Consider the following 17,191-nt stretch of genomic DNA (forward strand, 5'->3'; position numbering starts at 1 on the left):
GTAGAAATTAATGTGCGGCTTCTGGTTTGTGCTTTTGCGCACTCTGGAAACCATAGGTCAGCTCATTTTTCTCTTTATCCAGCGCAACGGTCACCTGACCGCCATCCACCAGCGAACCGAACAGCAGTTCGTTAGCCAATGGTTTTTTCAGGTTATCCTGGACCACTCGCGTCATTGGACGTGCGCCCATTGCACGGTCGTAGCCTTTTTCTGCCAGCCAGTCACGGGCTTCCTGGCTCACTTCCAGAGAGACACCTTTCTGATCCAGCTGAACCTGAAGCTCGACGATAAACTTATCAACAACCTGATGAATCACCTCAGTAGAGAGATGATCGAACCAGATAATGTTGTCGAGACGGTTACGGAACTCCGGCGTAAACACTTTTTTGATTTCGCCCATCGCATCAGTACTGTTGTCCTGATGAATAAGCCCAATCGATTTACGCTCGGTTTCACGCACGCCGGCGTTAGTGGTCATGACCAGCACCACGTTGCGGAAATCCGCCTTACGTCCGTTATTGTCGGTCAATGTCCCGTTATCCATTACCTGCAGCAGCAGGTTAAAGACGTCCGGGTGCGCTTTTTCGATTTCATCCAGCAGAAGTACCGCATGCGGATGCTTAATGACTGCATCGGTCAGCAAACCGCCCTGGTCGAAACCAACATATCCCGGAGGCGCACCAATCAGGCGGCTGACGGTGTGGCGTTCCATATACTCGGACATATCAAAACGCAGCAGTTCAATGCCGAGGGCTTTGGAGAGCTGCACCGTGACTTCAGTCTTACCGACGCCAGTTGGCCCGGCAAACAGGAACGAACCGACCGGTTTATGCTCGTGTCCCAGACCGGCACGACTCATTTTGATCGCTTCAGTCAGCGCCTCAATGGCTTTATCCTGTCCGAAGACCAGCATTTTCAGACGGTTGCCCAGGTTTTTCAGCGTATCGCGATCGCTTTGCGAAACGCTCTTCTCCGGGATCCGCGCAATGCGGGCCACGACGGACTCGATATCCGCCACGTTGACGGTTTTCTTGCGCTTGCTGACCGGCATCAGACGCGCCCGCGCGCCCGCTTCATCGATCACGTCAATCGCTTTATCCGGCAGGTGACGATCGTTAATGTATTTCACCGCCAGTTCGACCGCTGCACGCACCGCTTTGGCGGTATAGCGGACGTCATGGTGCGCTTCGTATTTCGGCTTCAGACCGTTAATTATCTGTACGGTCTCTTCTACCGATGGCTCAGTGACATCAATTTTCTGGAAACGGCGCGCTAACGCACGGTCCTTTTCAAAGATATTGCTGAATTCCTGATAGGTTGTGGAACCTATCACACGGATCTTACCGCTGGAGAGCAACGGCTTGATCAGGTTAGCCGCATCCACCTGGCCGCCTGATGCCGCACCTGCACCAATAATGGTATGGATCTCATCGATAAACAGAATGCTATTGGTATCCTGTTCCAACTGTTTCAGCAGCGCCTTAAAGCGTTTTTCAAAATCGCCGCGGTATTTGGTGCCCGCCAGCAGCGAACCGATATCCAGAGAGTAAAGGGTACAATCAGCCATGACTTCAGGCACGTCGCCCTGGACGATACGCCAGGCGAGCCCCTCAGCAATGGCGGTTTTACCGACGCCAGACTCTCCCACCAGCAGCGGGTTGTTTTTTCTGCGACGGCACAGGACCTGAATGGCGCGCTCCAGCTCTTTATCCCGGCCAATGAGCGGATCAATTCCGCCCACACGGGCAAGCTGGTTAAGGTTAGTCGTGAAGTTCTCCATACGGTCCTCCCCGCCAGCTTGCTCTTCGTTATTCGGCTGATTACCAGAGTCAGAAGACTGACTTGGTTCGTCTTTGCGCGTGCCATGAGAAATGAAATTCACCACATCAAGGCGACTTACTTCATGCTTACGCAGCAGATAAGCCGCCTGAGATTCCTGCTCGCTGAAGATAGCGACCAGCACATTAGCGCCGGTTACTTCATTGCGCCCGGAGGACTGAACATGGAAGACCGCGCGTTGCAACACACGCTGAAAACTCAACGTTGGCTGCGTGTCGCGTTCTTCTTCACTGGCAGGCAATACGGGTGTGGTTTGTTCTATGAAGGCTTCGAGTTCCTGACGCAGCGCCACCAGATCCACAGAACACGCTTCCAGCGCTTCACGGGCCGATGGGTTACTGAGCAACGCCAGTAACAAGTGCTCGACGGTCATAAACTCATGTCGGTGCTCGCGCGCTCTGGCGAAAGCCATGTTTAAACTGAGTTCCAGTTCTTGATTGAGCATAGGCACCTCCCCCAATATTTATGCCTGCATTCAGGCTTTTTCCAGCGTACACAGCAACGGATGCTCGTTCTCCCTCGCATACTTGTTCACCATCGCCACTTTGGTTTCCGCTACTTCGGCAGTGAATACGCCACAGATAGCTTTACCTTGATAGTGAACTGCAAGCATCAGTTGCGTTGCACGTTCTACATCATAAGAAAAGAATTTTTGTAACACGTCAATAACAAACTCCATCGGAGTGTAATCATCATTGACTAATATCACTTTATACATAGATGGCGGTTTTAGCGCGTCGCGCAATTTATCTTCCGCCAGCAGATCGAAATCCAGCCAGTCGTTCGTCTTACCCATTGTCAGTCGTCATCTTCAGTTACGGTTTCCGGCAGAAAATCTTGCCGCTGACAAGCAGCCTATGCGCACAATCAATCTACCTCAAGTATTAGATAACTATCATCTATTAGTGCCATCCGCGACATCTGTCACATAACCGACAATAGCGTTAACTGCTTCAAATTTTGATGCATTTTTACCCTATTCCGTCGGTCTGGCGCTTGACGCCTCGCCTGATTTCTCTAAATTGTAGTTTCGAGAGTTGGCGAGGTTTTGAACAGCCCCCACTCCGCCACCGGTTCATTCCATCTTACTTATATAAGATTTACGAAGGATGTCGAAGTATGGAAACGGGTACTGTTAAGTGGTTCAACAACGCCAAAGGGTTTGGTTTCATTTGCCCCGAAGGCGGCGGCGAAGATATTTTCGCCCATTACTCCACCATTCAGATGGATGGTTACAGAACGCTAAAAGCCGGACAGGCTGTCCAGTTTGATGTCCACCAGGGGCCAAAAGGCAATCATGCCAGTGTCATCGTGCCTGTCATTGAAGCAGAAGCTGTCGCATAACTCTTCTGTCTCATTGTGTACATCCCGCAGTCAAAATGCCAGCCCTTGCGGCTGGCATTTTTATCTCAGTGACATTATTCCCGCGCCAGGGCATCTACCGGATCCAGCCGCGCCGCATTTCGTGCGGGTAGCCAGCCAAACAAAATCCCGGTTGCGGTTGAGCACAGGAACGCCGTCAACAAGGCGACGGGTGAGAAACCTATTTCCCAGCCAGGCAGGAATAGCTGAAGCGTAAAGGCTATCAGCATCGACAGGCTAATGCCCAACGCGCCGCCCACCAGACACACCAGCACCGCTTCAATTAAGAACTGTTGCAGCACGTCACTGGCGCGAGCGCCAACCGCCATACGAATACCAATCTCGCGCGTTCGCTCGGTGACCGAAACCAGCATAATATTCATCACGCCAATCCCACCGACCACCAGCGAAATCACCGCCACCAGCGTCAGGAAGAGTTGTAATGTACGTGTGGTCTTTTCGGCGGTTTTCAAGATGCCGTCCATGTTCCAGGTGAAGAAATCCTTCTTACCGTGGCGCAACGTCAACAGTCGGGTGAGCTGCTGCTCGGCCTGGGCACTATCAAAACCGTCCTTCACTCGCACGGTGATCGAGTTCAGCCACGACTGCCCCATAATTCGCCCTGACATAGTGCTGTAAGGCAGCCAGACCCGCAGGATCTTGCTACTGCCAAACATCGACTGTTTCTCTTCTGCAACGCCGATCACCGTGGCAGGCATATTCCCCACCAGCACGACTTCGCCAACGACTTTCGCTTTGTTGGGGAACAACTGACGCCGGGTATTGCTGTCGAGTACGACCACCTGAGCGCGGCCCGCCAACTGTTCTGCGTTAAAAGTGGTCCCTTCGCTAAACGTCATGCCATAAACATTGAAATAGTCGCCGCTAACACCGTTAGCACTGGCTGCCACGTCGATATTGCCATAGCGTAGCCGCAGATTCTTCGACACCGCAGGCGTCACCGAACTCACCCACGGCTGCTTCTGCAGCGCCGTTAAATCGTCATACTTCAGCGCCTGCTGATATTGCGGGTCGTCGTCACCGAAATCTTTGCCAGGATAGATATCGATAGTATTAGTACCGATAGCGCGAATATCTGCCAGCACCAGCTGCTTCGCCGCATCGCCTACCACCACGATCGACACCACCGAAGCAATACCAATGATGATCCCAAGCATGGTCAGCAGCGTTCGCATTTTATTCGCGGCCATTGCCAGCCAGGCCATGGTAAGTGCTTCGCGAAAACCGCTGACAAACTGCCCCCAGCCGGACGCCGTTTTCACCGTTGGCTCCGCGATATCGCGCCCGCCAGAGGGTTTCTGCGACGGTGGATTACGCACAATCTCGCCGTCGCGAATTTCAATGACACGTTCAGCCTGCGCGGCAACCTGGCTGTCGTGAGTGACGATAATCACCGTATGTCCGCGATCGCGCAACTGATGCAAAATCGCCATCACCTCTTCGCCGGAATGGCTGTCCAGCGCGCCGGTAGGTTCATCGGCGAGGATCACCTGCCCCCCGTTCATCAGCGCACGCGCAATACTGACCCGCTGCTGCTGACCACCGGAAAGTTGAGAAGGCTGGTAGTCAACTCTGTCGCCCAGCCCCAGCCGCTGAAGGAGTTCCTGCGCACGCGCCAGGCGCTGTTTGCGTTCGGTGCCAGCGTAGACCGCGGGTACCTCAACGTTTTGCGCGGCGGTTAAATGCGACAGCAAATGATAGCGCTGAAAGATAAAACCAAAATGCTCGCGACGTAGTTGCGCTAGCGCATCGCTATCCAGCGTGGAGACATCGCGCCCGGCAACCCGATACGTACCGCTGGTGGGCTTATCCAGACAGCCGAGAATGTTCATCAGCGTCGATTTCCCCGAGCCAGACGCCCCGACAATCGCTACCATTTCCCCGGCCTGAATGCTCAAGGATACGTCCTTCAACACCTCGACCTGTCCTTCGCCTGACGGATAGCTGCGGCGGATATGGCTCAGTTCAAGCAATGCCGTCATTTAGCCGCTCCAGCGTTGCCCTCGCCGGTGATGACTTCATCCCCCTCTTCCAGCCCTTTCACGATCTCCACATCGGTGTCATTACGCGCGCCGATAACCACTTCACGCTCACGGGTTTCGCCGTTGCGCAGCAGCCTGACGTTATAGCGGTTGTTGCCAATAGGATCGCCCAGCGCCGACAGCGGGATGGTCAGGACATTTTTGACATCCGTGAGCTGAATATGGACCTGCGCGGTCATATCCAGGCGCAGGATCCCTTTCGGGTTAGGCACTTCAAAACGGGCATAGTAGAAAATCGCATCATTTACTTTTTCTGGCGTTGGGAGCACATCTTTGAGCTTACCTTCGTAGCGCGTCTGCGGATCGCCCAGTACGGTAAACCAGGCCTTTTGCCCAGGATGCAGGTGAATCACATCTGCCTCGGAAACCTGTGCTTTCACCAGCATAGTGCTCATATCTGCCAGCGTCAGAATGTTAGGTGCCTGCTGGGCTGCAATAACGGTTTGCCCCTGCAGGGTTGTTATTTGTGTTACTTCGCCAGCCATTGGCGCGACGATGCGGGTGTAATCAAGGTTGGTTTTTGCGGTATCGAGAGAGGCCTGATTACGCTTAATTTGTGCGTCAATTGTGCCGATTTGCGCCTGTTTTACCGCCATTTCGGTGGCTGCGGTGTCGAGATCTTGCTGTGAGACCGCCTGGGTTTTCGCCAGTTGCTGCTGGCGAGCAAGCGTTACCCGCGCCAGTTTCCACTCGGCTTCAGCCTGTAAACGCTGGGCGCGTAATTCCATCAGCGTCGCTTCCACCTCTTTAATCTGGTTTTGCGCCTGTTCAGGATCGATAACGCCGAGCAACTGATCTTTTTTTACTTTATCGCCAATCGCGACCGACAGCGTTTTTAACTGCCCGCTGACCTGCGCCCCGACGTCAACTTTACGCAGCGCATCCAGCTTACCGGTAGCCAGTACGCTTTGCTGCAGATCGCCTGGACGAACAATTAATGTTTGATACTGAGGTAAAGGCGCATTAAGCGTTCGCCAAAGTGCAATTACCACCACAATAAGGATGATGGCGAAGAGAAAATAGCGTTTTTTGATTTTTCCCTTGAGCTTCATAAATGTCCCAATTTCCCCCAATACGTCCACCAGAGTGAAGTGTTAAACATCAACGTTAAATAAATAGCCGTTGAAAAACGCAAGAATAACAGAGTTATTGATGAATGGTTAAGATCCGCTGTGCTGAAATTAGTACCAGAGTATCCATCGGATTGTTATTATGAGCCAGCTAACTGACAGCACTTTTCTTTCCACCAAACCCGTTACCAGCTTTGGACTTTTTTACAGCCTGAGTAGAGGTCATTTACGACCTGCACATTGCTGGGATAAACGCAGCTTTCGTCGTAAGTTTATCTGGCGTTCTCTGTTGATACCTCGCCTCACTCAGGAATGGATGACAGAACTCGCCCAATGGCCGGATCTAGAAAACCTGCTCGCCCGTCAGCCCCGCTTGCCGGTTCGGTTACACCGCCCTTACCTTGCCGCAAACTTCACTCGTAAAATGCGTTTAGATGCGGTGCGTTTTCATTACCATGTTATCCACCACGCATTCTTACCCGCTGAATTAAGCGCCTTATTAAGCAATGACGGCTTAAGGCTGGCGCAAATTGAAGGCAAAGACGATTTATTTACCGTAACCATGATGATGTTCCCGGTACTGGATAAAGAGGGAGAAAGCACCATTCAGGTGCAAAATGGTGACGGAGAAGTGCTGACCAAAATGACATTTACGTTCTGCGAATATAATGGGAAAAGTACGTTATTCATTGGCGGCGTACAGGGCAATTCGCAACTTCCACATGAAGCAATACAAAAAGCGACGAAGTCCTGTCACGGAATTTTCCCCAAACGTATTATTATGGAAGTCATTTGCCGTTTAGCAGAACAGTTGAATATCGAAAAGGTCATGGCGGTCAGCAATGAACAACATATCTTTCGCAGTGCGCGTTACCACGATAAAAACAAGGTGATCCTTTCCGACTACAACGCATTTTGGGAGTCGGTTGGCGGCGAGTGCGACAGCCACGGCTACTACCATATCCCTCGCACAATGGCGCGAAAAACCGAGGCGGAAATTGCCAGCAAAAAACGCGCAGAATACCGCCGCCGCTATCAGCTACTGGACAGCATCCACCTACAGTTGTCGTCGATGTTTCGCCACTAATCTGCTCTGCCGCGTGCCAGCCACAGCACGCGGGAAAACATTTTGCGCAGCAGCGTTGGCACCGCGTCAACGCCGCGCCGCCCAGCCTCCATCGCTACCTCAATGGCCAAATCCGGTTTTGACGACCGATGTATGGCCTTCGAGATAATTTTGCGCATATTCATGGGCACGTTTTCCGGAATTTGCGCTACCCGGTGAAAGACGTCAGCAAACCCCTGGCGATACATAAAGTGTTCCATATCCAGCGCGGGAAGCATGGTCAAATGCTCACGCTCTGCCTCTTTGTCGTCATTCAGTAAGCTACGTACCGTGGCCGCATACTTTTTCCCGGCTTCATCACCATCGACCAGCACATGCCACTCGATTCCCATCCGGCGGGCGAACTTAACCAGCGGCTTAAGACCGGACTGGGCAAATTCAATCACTTTGATACCTTCCGCATCAAAATGGTGTCCGCACTGGCGGGCCAGTTCGTTTATGACCCAGGTTTCCGTTTCACCTTCGACCAATAGCCAGCAGCGAGCAAACAACGACGATGCCCGATTAAAACGAATATGAAAGGCAATTCGTCGACCATCTTCTGCACTGATCCCACCCGGCCCAAGCCGCCAGGCGGCGACGCGGGATGACTCACGTACCAAACGGACGACATGTTCCACAGGCGTTAGGGACAACAGTTCACCGGAATTGGTGGTTGCCACCCGCTGCAGAGGGAGAAGATTCAGCAGATGCCACGCAACCGACAGCATAATAGGATGTAAACGCGTTTCCGGGTCTTCTACCAACAGTAAGGGCCGGGCGTCTTTATCCAGCCTAAGCGTGCCTTTAGCCTGCAACAACGTGGAAAACAGTCCCAACAGGATCACCCGGTGCGTGCGTCCACCGGGTTTATCAATCATGCGGTTAATAATATCCAGATAGCGCCAGCTCCGTTGTTCATTATTGGAACGACGGCGCATCAAACGATAGCGAGACTGACCTGAACCCTGCTCAGAAAAATAGTGCTCCAACAGTTGTACCATAGCCGAGAGTCCCTGACGTATCTGCCCATCAGTCAGGTTTTGCGGTCGGGTAGCCAGCTCGCGCGCCAGAAAATCCAGTTGCCGCGCGGTCACTTCGACATCTGCCGAATCCGGCACCGTTCCGTTACGGATCCGCCGCATAAACCGCGCATCGCGCAGGCGTAGAACCGGCATCAGACGCACGAGGTGTCGCGCCATATCGTTGATGTCGTCAAGAGCGAACGGATGGCCCTCGCCATCAAGAAAACTGCGTAACGTCAGAACGCTACCGTCATCCGCACACTCGCCTTCCAGACGATAGAAAATGCGGTGATACCCATCCTGGCACGGCGCCCAGCAGGCTTCCAGAGGACGATAGCGACGCACCCGGTGGCGTCCCGGTTGAGACTCCCGAAACGTCAGAATAATGTGCAGATGATGCTCCCGGCCCTGTATATCGCCCGGCGGGAACCAAAAATCTTCGCGCTCAAAGTGGTACAAATCAGTTTCCGGCGACAGCAGCAGGGTTAAGGCATCCAGCAGACTGGACTTACCCCACGCGTTCTCCCCTATCAGCACGTTGCTCTGCTCCAGCATCAACGACAGACGGTTAATACCACGAAATCCAACAATCTCAACGCGTTCGAGAATCATATAGCCTCCGGAAATGCTAACTTTTTCCTTCAAGTTATCAGGAGTATAACGGTAAGCGGGTGCTCAGGACACCCGATATCATCCGGGTAATAATCGCCAAGGCAAAAAAATTAAGAAAATTCTCCTTATGTTTTCCCCGGAATATTATTTCAGAACTCAATCATCGCCTTTTTGCTAATTGAACTATGCTTCATTCATCCAATATTCAAAAAGGAATCACAACATATTGCCTTAAATCAAATTTTTTCATCAATTTAACTGGCGAAGGGATGATGTTTTTTTCTAAAATACCCGCTCTTTCATCATCGTCCCTTTTAGCGATGAATTACCGGGCAAGGAACACGAACCCGGAACTTTTAATTGAGGTGGTTATGTTCAGGAAATTAGCAGCCGAATTCTTCGGTACGTTTTGGCTCGTCTTTGGTGGGTGCGGTAGCGCAGTTCTGGCCGCAGCATTCCCGGAGTTGGGTATTGGATTTGCAGGTGTCGCACTGGCATTTGGTCTGACCGTATTGACCATGGCATTCGCCGTAGGTCATATTTCCGGTGGTCACTTTAACCCGGCAGTAACCTTCGGTTTATGGGCAGGCGGTCGCTTCCCGGCAAAAGACGTTATTGGTTACGTTATTGCTCAGGTAGTGGGCGGTATTGTCGCCGCTGCGGCACTGTATCTTATTGCCAGCGGTAAAGCGGGTTTTGATGCCACTGCCAGTGGTTTTGCCTCAAACGGCTTTGGTGAACATTCACCAGGCGGTTATTCCATGCTTTCTGCCGTGGTAATTGAAATTATTCTGACCGCTGGTTTCTTATTAGTGATCCACGGCGCAACAGATAAACATGCTCCGGCAGGTTTTGCACCCATTGCGATCGGTCTGGCGTTAACCTTGATTCACTTGATCAGTATTCCGGTTACCAACACGTCGGTAAACCCGGCTCGTAGCACCGCTGTCGCTATCTTCCAGGGCGGCTGGGCGTTACAGCAATTGTGGTTCTTCTGGGTTATGCCGATTATCGGTGGGGTCCTCGGCGGTCTTATTTACCGTACCCTGCTCGAAAAACGCGATTAATCGCTAACAAAAAGGCCTGATGAAAGTCAGGCCTTTTTTTCCTCGCTATATTTCCTTTTATTTGCAACTTTACTCCCCTCTTTGCTTTCAGTAGTGTGTGCAGGCGCATTTCGTTTTACTTCTCAGCAAGGACCGGGTTTTCATGTTTTCAGGGCTGTTAATCATTCTGGTTCCCCTTATTGTGGGCTACCTTATTCCGCTTCGACACAGGGCTGCATTAAAACTTATCAATCGCCTGTTGAGCTGGATCGTTTACCTTATTCTCTTTTTTATGGGTATCAGCCTGGCGTTTCTGGATAACCTCACCAGCAACCTGTTAGCCATTCTTCATTATTCTGCCGTCAGCGTGACGGTGATTATGCTGTGTAATATCGCGGCACTGTTCTGGCTGGAACGTTCTCTGCCGTGGCGACATAACCACAAGCAAGAAAAGCTCCCCTCGCGAATCGCAATGGCGCTTGAGTCGCTCCAGCTTTGTGGCGTCGTTGTCGTCGGCTTCCTGCTCGGCCTCACCGGTCTTTCCATTTTGCAGCACGCCACCGAAGCCAGCGAATATACATTAATCTTTTTACTGTTCCTGGTGGGGATCCAACTGCGCAACAGCGGTATGACCTTAAAGCAAATTGTGCTTAATCGCCGGGGAATGATTGTTGCGGTTGTCGTCGTCGCCAGTTCGATGTTGGCGGGGGTTATCAATGCGTTGATTCTCGGCCTGCCGGTGAAAACGGCGCTGGCGATGGCGTCAGGTTTTGGCTGGTATTCCCTGTCCGGTATTCTGTTGACCGAATCGTTTGGGCCGGTGATTGGTAGTGCCGCTTTCTTTAACGATCTGGCCCGTGAACTGATCGCCATTATGTTGATTCCGGGAATGGTAGGCCGTAGTCGCTCTACCGCGTTGGGGCTATGTGGCGCGACATCAATGGATTTCACACTGCCCGTTTTACAACGCAGCGGCGGTCTCGAGATGGTTCCGGCAGCCATCGTGCACGGCTTTATTCTGAGTCTGTTAGTGCCTCTGCTGATGGCGTTTTTCTCCGCCTGATACCCGAACAAATACCTCTCTGGCGGTAGTCGGCTACCGCCAAAATTGCGCTAAATCAATCTCCCTGCAAGTTGTAGCAGAAATCCCTTTTATCCCTTCGCGCACAGGCATAACCTTAAACATGTATATTAAATATAACTTTAAAAGGTGTGACCATGTTTTGTGTGCAATGTGAACAAACCATCCGTACTCCGGCAGGAAACGGCTGCTCTTACGCGCAGGGTATGTGCGGTAAAACGGCTGAAACCTCCGATTTGCAGGATCTGCTGATTGCTTCCCTACAAGGTCTGTCTGCATGGGCTGTTAAAGCACGTGAATACGGCATCATCGACCATGAGGTTGATAACTTTGCGCCGCGTGCGTTCTTCTCCACGCTGACCAACGTAAACTTCGATTCTCCACGTATTGTTGGCTATGCCCGTGAAGCTATCGCCATGCGCGACGCCCTGAAAGCGCAATGTCTGAACATCGACGCGAACGCAACGGTCACCAACCCGATGGCCGATCTGCAACTGGTCAGCGACGACCTGGGCGACCTGCAGCGTCAGGCCGCTGAATTTACCCCGAACAAAGACAAAGCAGCCATCGGCGAGAACATTCTCGGCCTGCGTCTGCTGTGCCTGTACGGCCTGAAAGGTGCAGCAGCTTACATGGAGCACGCGCACGTTCTCGGTCAGTACGACAACGATATCTATGCTCAATACCACAAAATCATGGCGTGGCTGGGTACCTGGCCTTCCGATATGAACGCTCTGCTGGAGTGTTCAATGGAAATCGGCCAGATGAACTTCAAAGTGATGAGCATTCTGGACGCCGGTGAAACCACCAAATACGGTCACCCGACCCCGACTCAGGTCAACGTAAAAGCTACCGAAGGTAAGTGCATCCTGATTTCCGGTCACGACCTGAAAGATCTTTACAACCTGCTGGAACAAACCGAAGGCACCGGCGTTAACGTCTATACCCACGGTGAAATGCTGCCAGCACACGGCTACCCGGAACTGCGTAAATTCAAACACCTGATCGGTAACTACGGCAGCGGCTGGCAGAATCAGCAGGTTGAATTCGCCCGCTTCCCAGGTCCAATCGTGATGACCTCTAACTGCATCATCGACCCAACCGTTGGCGCCTACGACGACCGTATCTGGACCCGCAGCATTGTCGGTTGGCCGGGTGTGAGCCATCTCGAAGGTGACAACTTCGGTCCGGTTATCGCACAGGCACAGCAAATGGCTGGCTTCCCGTATAGCGAAATTCCGCACCTGATCACCGTAGGTTTCGGTCGTCAGACCCTGCTGGGCGCTGCTGATACGCTGATCGACCTGGTCAGCCGCGAAAAACTGCGTCATATCTTCCTGGTAGGCGGTTGTGACGGCGCTCGCGGTGAACGTAACTACTTCACCGACTTCGCAACCAGCGTGCCGGACGACTGCCTGATCCTGACCCTGGCGTGCGGTAAATACCGTTTCAACAAGCTGGAGTTCGGCGATATCGAAGGTCTGCCGCGTCTGGTGGATGCCGGTCAGTGTAACGATGCATACTCTGCCATCATTCTGGCGGTGACCCTGGCTGAGAAACTGGGCTGTGGGGTGAACGATCTGCCGCTATCTCTGGTGCTCTCCTGGTTCGAACAGAAAGCGATTGTGATTCTGCTGACTCTGCTGTCTCTGGGTGTGAAAAACATCGTCACAGGCCCGACTGCGCCAGGCTTCTTCACACCGGACCTGCTGGCCGTTCTCAACGAGAAGTTTGGTCTGCGTTCCGTGACCACCGTTGAAGAAGACATGAAGCAATTGCTGAGCGCGTAAGGAGTAAAGAATGACAATGCCAACTCATCAGTGCCCATGGCGGATGCAGGTTCATCACATCCATCAGGAAACGCCGGATGTATGGACAATTTCGTTGCTGTGTCACGACTATTATCCGTACCGCGCCGGGCAGTATGCACTGGTCAGCGTACGTAATTCAGCGGACACGCTGCGTGCTTACACCATCTCTTCAACGCCGGGCGTTAGCGAATACATCACGCTGACCATCCGCCGGATTGACGATGGCGCAGGCTCACAGTGGTTAACCCGCGACGTGAAGCGCGGCGACTATATCTGGCTGTCCGATGCAATGGGTGAATTCACCTGTGAAGATAAAGCGGAGGACAAGTTCCTGATGCTGGCCGCCGGCTGTGGCGTTACGCCAATCATGTCAATGCGTCGCTGGTTGGCAAAGTACCGTCCAGAGGTCGATGTGCAGGTTATCTTTAACGTGCGCTCGCCAAAAGATGTCATTTTTGCCGAAGAGTGGCGTCAGTATCCGGTCACGCTGGTTGCCGAAAATAACGCGACCCATGGCTTTGTTTCCGGTCGACTGACCACCGAACTGCTGCAAAGCATTCCGGACCTCGCCTCGCGCACCGTGATGACCTGTGGCCCGGCACCGTATATGGATCTGGTCGAGAAAGAAGTCAAAGCGCTGGGCGTGACGCGCTTCTTTAAAGAACAGTTCTTCACCCCGGTGGCTGAAGCAGCCACCAGCGGTCTGAAGTTCACCAAACTGCAGCCAGCGAAAGCGTTTTATGCGCCGGTGGGTAGTACGCTGCTGGAGGCGCTGGAAAGCAATAAAGTTCCGGTTGTCGCCGCATGCCGCGCGGGCGTATGCGGCTGCTGCAAAACCAAAGTGGTTGACGGTAACTACACGGTCAGCAGCACCATGACGCTGACCGACGCAGAAATCGCTGAAGGTTATGTGCTGGCCTGCTCCTGCCATCCGCAGGGTGACTTAGTGCTGGCGTAATTGTTTAAAACCTGATGTAAAAAAGCCATCTGATTAAATCAGATGGCTTTTTTTACGGCATGTCGGCTCAATCAGGACACGCTATTTCCGTCATCACGGCCTCATTAATCTCACTAATTAGATCGGAAGGTAATGATTTTTTTATATCACGATCGACGAATACACGAATAAAATATTTGATACTTTGATATTGATCCAACTTATCACCACACTGGTCTAATGACTTTGTTTTATAGGTATTATCAATGTTCTTGACCAACAGTTTCACTTCGGTCTTGTCAATATCTTTAAATGCATTATCGGATACAACATCAATTGCATATTGATGTTGTTCTAAATAGCGCTCCAGAATAGGAGTTAACTTAGCGTGCAAATTTTCCTTTAACTTTCCATTTCCCTTATCTGTAATACTGGCATCCTTAAGGAAATGCTTGGCTTCATAAATTTTCGACCATGGATGTCGATTAATAATATCGTCCAGTATTTTCTTATTTATGCCTTCGGTTTCAGTTATCTCAACCCACTCTGCAACCTTTTCATTCAAAAAATAATCATCACTACAGTTAATATAAAACTCGCCTAATGAATCAATCCCTCTCTTATCTAGTTCAAGTACATTTTCATCGTTAAGGTCTGAGATAATAAGGTTTTCATTATGCTTTTCCAGCATATTCTCACATAATTTATTTAGCATTGATGAAAATGCTCGATTGGTTTTATGAAAATAAACCTGGGCGAATAAACCAGAACGCGCACCAATAAACTCAGCGATAGAATCTATACCACTTTCCTTATAGGCAAGATATATTTTGCCATCTTCTTCGACAGGCACTACAGACATAAACAAGCGATTATAATCATAGATACCACATTTAACACCAGAAAAATAGCTATCCCTAAGCAAATAATCCATTCTGTCTGCATCTATTGGGCATGATGATATTATCGAAGTCATCAACGGAAGGATATCCACTTCTCTGTCATTTACTGTCGTTACAATAGATTGATTTCCATATCTTTTATCTATTACTTTAAAGATATTGTCAACTTTTACTTCCGGACTTATTTTACCTTCTTTTTTTAGTTCATTGAATATTACAAGAGTGAATATCAAAGATAATTGTTCGTGTTCAACCTGTTCTTTCTCACAGGTTAGCACTTTGAGAATATCATGATACTCATCATCTATAAGAGCAGTTAACTGCTCTTTATTCGGCATGAAACTATCAAATTGGTGAGACATAGGACCATGCCCGATGTCATGCATCAGCGCGGCAAGCCTCAACTCTTGAACATTGTGCGCGGGGATCGCATTTATTCCGCTAAACACATGTCCATCATTATATTTTTTTCCATAACGAATAGCATTGAGATGCAAGTTTTGCAGTATTTCATACGATAAATGAAGAACACCTAAAGAGTGTTCAAAACGACTATGAACTGCAGATGGAAATACTTTATACAAAAAAGAATTTTGTTTAATATTACGTAGGCGTTGGTATAGCGGGTGGTTGATAAAATCAATTTCTGTTGCCGTCAAACGTATAATGCCATGTATCGGATCAAGAATCTTTCGCGCTAACTCATTTTCAATACTCATCGTTAGAATCTCCACAGTCAAAATTATTTAATTAAATGATCGGATGCTCATATTTAGACTCAATAACTTCACTCATCAAACGAATTAGGTCAACATTTTTTTGGCATCAGACATTATTATTTGCCGATGTTGATTCGAAATTGTGATGAATGACCACCAGTCACCTAAACATTAACAGGTAGTATGGTCCATTAAGACTGCGTCCATTCATATGCAAAGCTATAATTTCCGCGTTCGATCTCGATTTCTTCTTTGAATTGTTCGAACGTATAATTTCTTGGATAGTAGGAGAACGCTTTTAAATAAAAGAAATTTTCTATGGACATGAATTCTTTAGAGAGTTTCTTAGCTTCCTTTACGCTCTGTTGATAGGTCAATGTTTCACTAAGATGGAAATTTGTGACACCTAAAAAACTTTCTTCTTCACAAATAGAGGCACCATGTTGACATAGACTATCAATAAATTCCTGTTTATTATCATCCCAACCAAACGCAGATACAACGCCACATGAAACCCCATAAATATATGGTCTATGCTTTTCTAACCACTCACGTGTTTCTGTAATTGAATCAATACTTTCTCCAGCATACAGCATAATATTAACTTTAGTTTTGATACCATTTTCGTGGCAAAGTTTTAATAGCTCAGACGCTCTTTTCAAATAGTTTTCGGGTCGCCTTGCCTTTTCCATTTTGCGTAGCTGAGCTGGGCTGGCACTTTCCAGACCAAGGTCGATTACCCCCATACCTGCTTTTGCCAAAAGTGGGATTATTTTGTTGGGTAGCGAATCAACACGACACTCCGCACGCCAGAAGAACGGTTTGCATTTACTTCTTTCATCAATCAATTCCTTCAACCATTCTTCTGTGGGAGAAAAAAGGGAAGCCTCAAAATAAGGCGTCATCTCTCGCAGTTCATCTTTCAGTAATAACTGATTATATTCATTTATTATTGATTTCGGCGACTTTAACGAGCCTAATGGCTCATGTTTTTCCTGGCAAAACACGCAACCTTTACCACAACCTCTGGAAACCTCTATGCTTGGTTGGTAATATCTTCGGTTATTCAGCAATGAATAATCCAAAGGCTGATGACGGTAGTCAGTATAATCATCAACACCTGTTATAGTTGCCAATATTTTATTTTCCCCCATCCCTGAAATCACTTCATCAGCGAAAGGAAACTCGGCTTTCAACTTCTCCTTATCATCATCAATTACCCAGCGACCACCTATATAAATCTTATTATTTATTTGTTTTTTGAGAAGAGAGGTTAGTTCTTGCGCCCAGGTCAAAGCATAATAACTCGGAATGGATATGTAAATGGGATACTGCGTTTCTAACACCCCATTTGAAATTAACTCTGCAAAAAAAACCTCTGGCGAGGAAAAATCCCCATGAAAAACAGATGAGTGATATCCCGCACGACTCACAACTGTAGCAAGGGAAAGAAGCCCATAATTCAGATACATATTTTTCTGATTGGAGATGTTTTTTTCTTTCTTGATCCTTAATTGACCAGCAGAAATAAAGAATACCGTGTTCATATGATCCTTAACTAAAATAATTTGATTACCCTACTTTTATATATAGCACCGATTATCATCAAATTGTCATCA

13 protein-coding genes are annotated in these 17,191 nt (G+C 49.5%); 6 read left to right on the forward strand and 7 right to left on the reverse strand.

From position 1 onward, the window contains the following. Nucleotides 1-7: 7 nt before the first annotated feature. Together clpA and clpS are read right to left on the reverse strand one after the other, a co-directional pair. A complete protein-coding gene (gene clpA / locus E1B03_RS17195; RefSeq protein WP_103770529.1) occupies nucleotides 8-2,284 on the reverse strand; it encodes an ATP-dependent Clp protease ATP-binding subunit ClpA in 2,277 nt (758 codons plus the stop codon). A 30-nt stretch (nucleotides 2,285-2,314) separates the two neighbouring features. Continuing rightward, entirely contained in the window at nucleotides 2,315-2,635 is a 321-nt protein-coding gene (gene clpS / locus E1B03_RS17200; RefSeq protein ID WP_003036810.1) for an ATP-dependent Clp protease adapter ClpS, read from the reverse strand. Between the two features lie 323 nt (nucleotides 2,636-2,958). On the opposite strand from clpS, the gene cspD reads away from it, so the two are divergent. Then, nucleotides 2,959-3,183: a cold shock-like protein CspD gene (cspD, locus tag E1B03_RS17205; protein WP_103770528.1), complete on the forward strand. Its 225-nt coding sequence runs from the start codon at nucleotides 2,959-2,961 to the stop codon at nucleotides 3,181-3,183. 74 nt (nucleotides 3,184-3,257) lie between these two features. On the opposite strand, the gene macB is transcribed toward cspD, so the two are convergent. Both macB and macA read right to left on the reverse strand, forming a co-directional pair. Then, complete coding sequence (macB, locus tag E1B03_RS17210; RefSeq protein WP_133086632.1) at nucleotides 3,258-5,204, reverse strand: macrolide ABC transporter ATP-binding protein/permease MacB; 1,947 nt, start codon at nucleotides 5,202-5,204, stop codon at nucleotides 3,258-3,260. After that, a complete protein-coding gene (gene macA, locus E1B03_RS17215) occupies nucleotides 5,201-6,316 on the reverse strand; it encodes a macrolide transporter subunit MacA (protein ID WP_133086633.1) in 1,116 nt (371 codons plus the stop codon). Before macA ends, macB begins: the two co-directional genes overlap by 4 nt. 160 nt (nucleotides 6,317-6,476) lie before the next feature. Here macA and E1B03_RS17220 point away from each other — a divergent pair, with 160 nt between their 5' ends. Then, the gene (locus tag E1B03_RS17220) at nucleotides 6,477-7,421 is read left to right on the forward strand and encodes a VirK/YbjX family protein (protein ID WP_133086634.1); all 945 of its coding nucleotides are present in this window, start codon (nucleotides 6,477-6,479) and stop codon (nucleotides 7,419-7,421) included. On the opposite strand, the gene E1B03_RS17225 is transcribed toward E1B03_RS17220, so the two are convergent. Further along, nucleotides 7,418-9,076 (reverse strand): ATP-dependent endonuclease, encoded by a 1,659-nt coding sequence (locus tag E1B03_RS17225; RefSeq protein ID WP_133086635.1) that lies wholly within the window; start codon nucleotides 9,074-9,076, stop codon nucleotides 7,418-7,420. The genes E1B03_RS17220 and E1B03_RS17225 overlap by 4 nt on opposite strands. Before the next feature lie 371 nt (nucleotides 9,077-9,447). On the opposite strand from E1B03_RS17225, the gene aqpZ reads away from it, so the two are divergent. The 4 genes from aqpZ to hcr all read left to right on the forward strand — a co-directional run bounded on the left by aqpZ (nucleotide 9,448) and on the right by hcr (nucleotide 13,972). After that, nucleotides 9,448-10,143 carry an aquaporin Z gene (gene aqpZ, locus E1B03_RS17230; RefSeq protein ID WP_003840208.1) on the forward strand — a complete coding sequence of 232 codons (696 nt, stop codon included), beginning with the start codon at nucleotides 9,448-9,450 and terminating at the stop codon, nucleotides 10,141-10,143. Nucleotides 10,144-10,285: 142 nt separating this feature from the next. Continuing rightward, a complete protein-coding gene (locus E1B03_RS17235) occupies nucleotides 10,286-11,185 on the forward strand; it encodes a LysO family transporter (RefSeq protein WP_103770523.1) in 900 nt (299 codons plus the stop codon). Between the two features lie 155 nt (nucleotides 11,186-11,340). Then, nucleotides 11,341-12,993, forward strand: a complete 1,653-nt coding sequence (gene hcp / locus E1B03_RS17240; RefSeq protein ID WP_103770522.1) for a hydroxylamine reductase — start codon at nucleotides 11,341-11,343, stop codon at nucleotides 12,991-12,993. Nucleotides 12,994-13,003: 10 nt separating this feature from the next. After that, nucleotides 13,004-13,972 (forward strand): NADH oxidoreductase, encoded by a 969-nt coding sequence (hcr, locus tag E1B03_RS17245; RefSeq protein ID WP_133086636.1) that lies wholly within the window; start codon nucleotides 13,004-13,006, stop codon nucleotides 13,970-13,972. A 67-nt stretch (nucleotides 13,973-14,039) separates the two neighbouring features. On the opposite strand, the gene E1B03_RS17250 is transcribed toward hcr, so the two are convergent. Together E1B03_RS17250 and E1B03_RS17255 are read right to left on the reverse strand one after the other, a co-directional pair. Next, nucleotides 14,040-15,572, reverse strand: coding sequence for an HD domain-containing protein (locus E1B03_RS17250; RefSeq protein WP_133086637.1), 1,533 nt, complete (start codon nucleotides 15,570-15,572; stop codon nucleotides 14,040-14,042). Nucleotides 15,573-15,763: 191 nt separating this feature from the next. After that, nucleotides 15,764-17,119, reverse strand: a complete 1,356-nt coding sequence (locus tag E1B03_RS17255; RefSeq protein WP_133086638.1) for a B12-binding domain-containing radical SAM protein — start codon at nucleotides 17,117-17,119, stop codon at nucleotides 15,764-15,766. Nucleotides 17,120-17,191 lie beyond the last annotated feature (72 nt).

It is taken from the genome of Citrobacter arsenatis (assembly GCF_004353845.1).
Taxonomy (GTDB): Bacteria; Pseudomonadota; Gammaproteobacteria; order Enterobacterales; family Enterobacteriaceae; genus Citrobacter; species Citrobacter arsenatis.

Coding starts and splice junctions, on each gene's coding strand:
- clpA (WP_103770529.1), bottom strand. CDS start 2,284: ATGCTCAATCAAGAACTGGAACTCAGTTTAAACATGGCTTTCGCCAGA.
- clpS (WP_003036810.1), bottom strand. CDS start 2,635: ATGGGTAAGACGAACGACTGGCTGGATTTCGATCTGCTGGCGGAAGAT.
- cspD (WP_103770528.1), top strand. CDS start 2,959: ATGGAAACGGGTACTGTTAAGTGGTTCAACAACGCCAAAGGGTTTGGT.
- macB (WP_133086632.1), bottom strand. CDS start 5,204: ATGACGGCATTGCTTGAACTGAGCCATATCCGCCGCAGCTATCCGTCA.
- macA (WP_133086633.1), bottom strand. CDS start 6,316: ATGAAGCTCAAGGGAAAAATCAAAAAACGCTATTTTCTCTTCGCCATC.
- E1B03_RS17220 (WP_133086634.1), top strand. CDS start 6,477: ATGAGCCAGCTAACTGACAGCACTTTTCTTTCCACCAAACCCGTTACC.
- E1B03_RS17225 (WP_133086635.1), bottom strand. CDS start 9,076: ATGATTCTCGAACGCGTTGAGATTGTTGGATTTCGTGGTATTAACCGT.
- aqpZ (WP_003840208.1), top strand. CDS start 9,448: ATGTTCAGGAAATTAGCAGCCGAATTCTTCGGTACGTTTTGGCTCGTC.
- E1B03_RS17235 (WP_103770523.1), top strand. CDS start 10,286: ATGTTTTCAGGGCTGTTAATCATTCTGGTTCCCCTTATTGTGGGCTAC.
- hcp (WP_103770522.1), top strand. CDS start 11,341: ATGTTTTGTGTGCAATGTGAACAAACCATCCGTACTCCGGCAGGAAAC.
- hcr (WP_133086636.1), top strand. CDS start 13,004: ATGACAATGCCAACTCATCAGTGCCCATGGCGGATGCAGGTTCATCAC.
- E1B03_RS17250 (WP_133086637.1), bottom strand. CDS start 15,572: ATGAGTATTGAAAATGAGTTAGCGCGAAAGATTCTTGATCCGATACAT.
- E1B03_RS17255 (WP_133086638.1), bottom strand. CDS start 17,119: ATGAACACGGTATTCTTTATTTCTGCTGGTCAATTAAGGATCAAGAAA.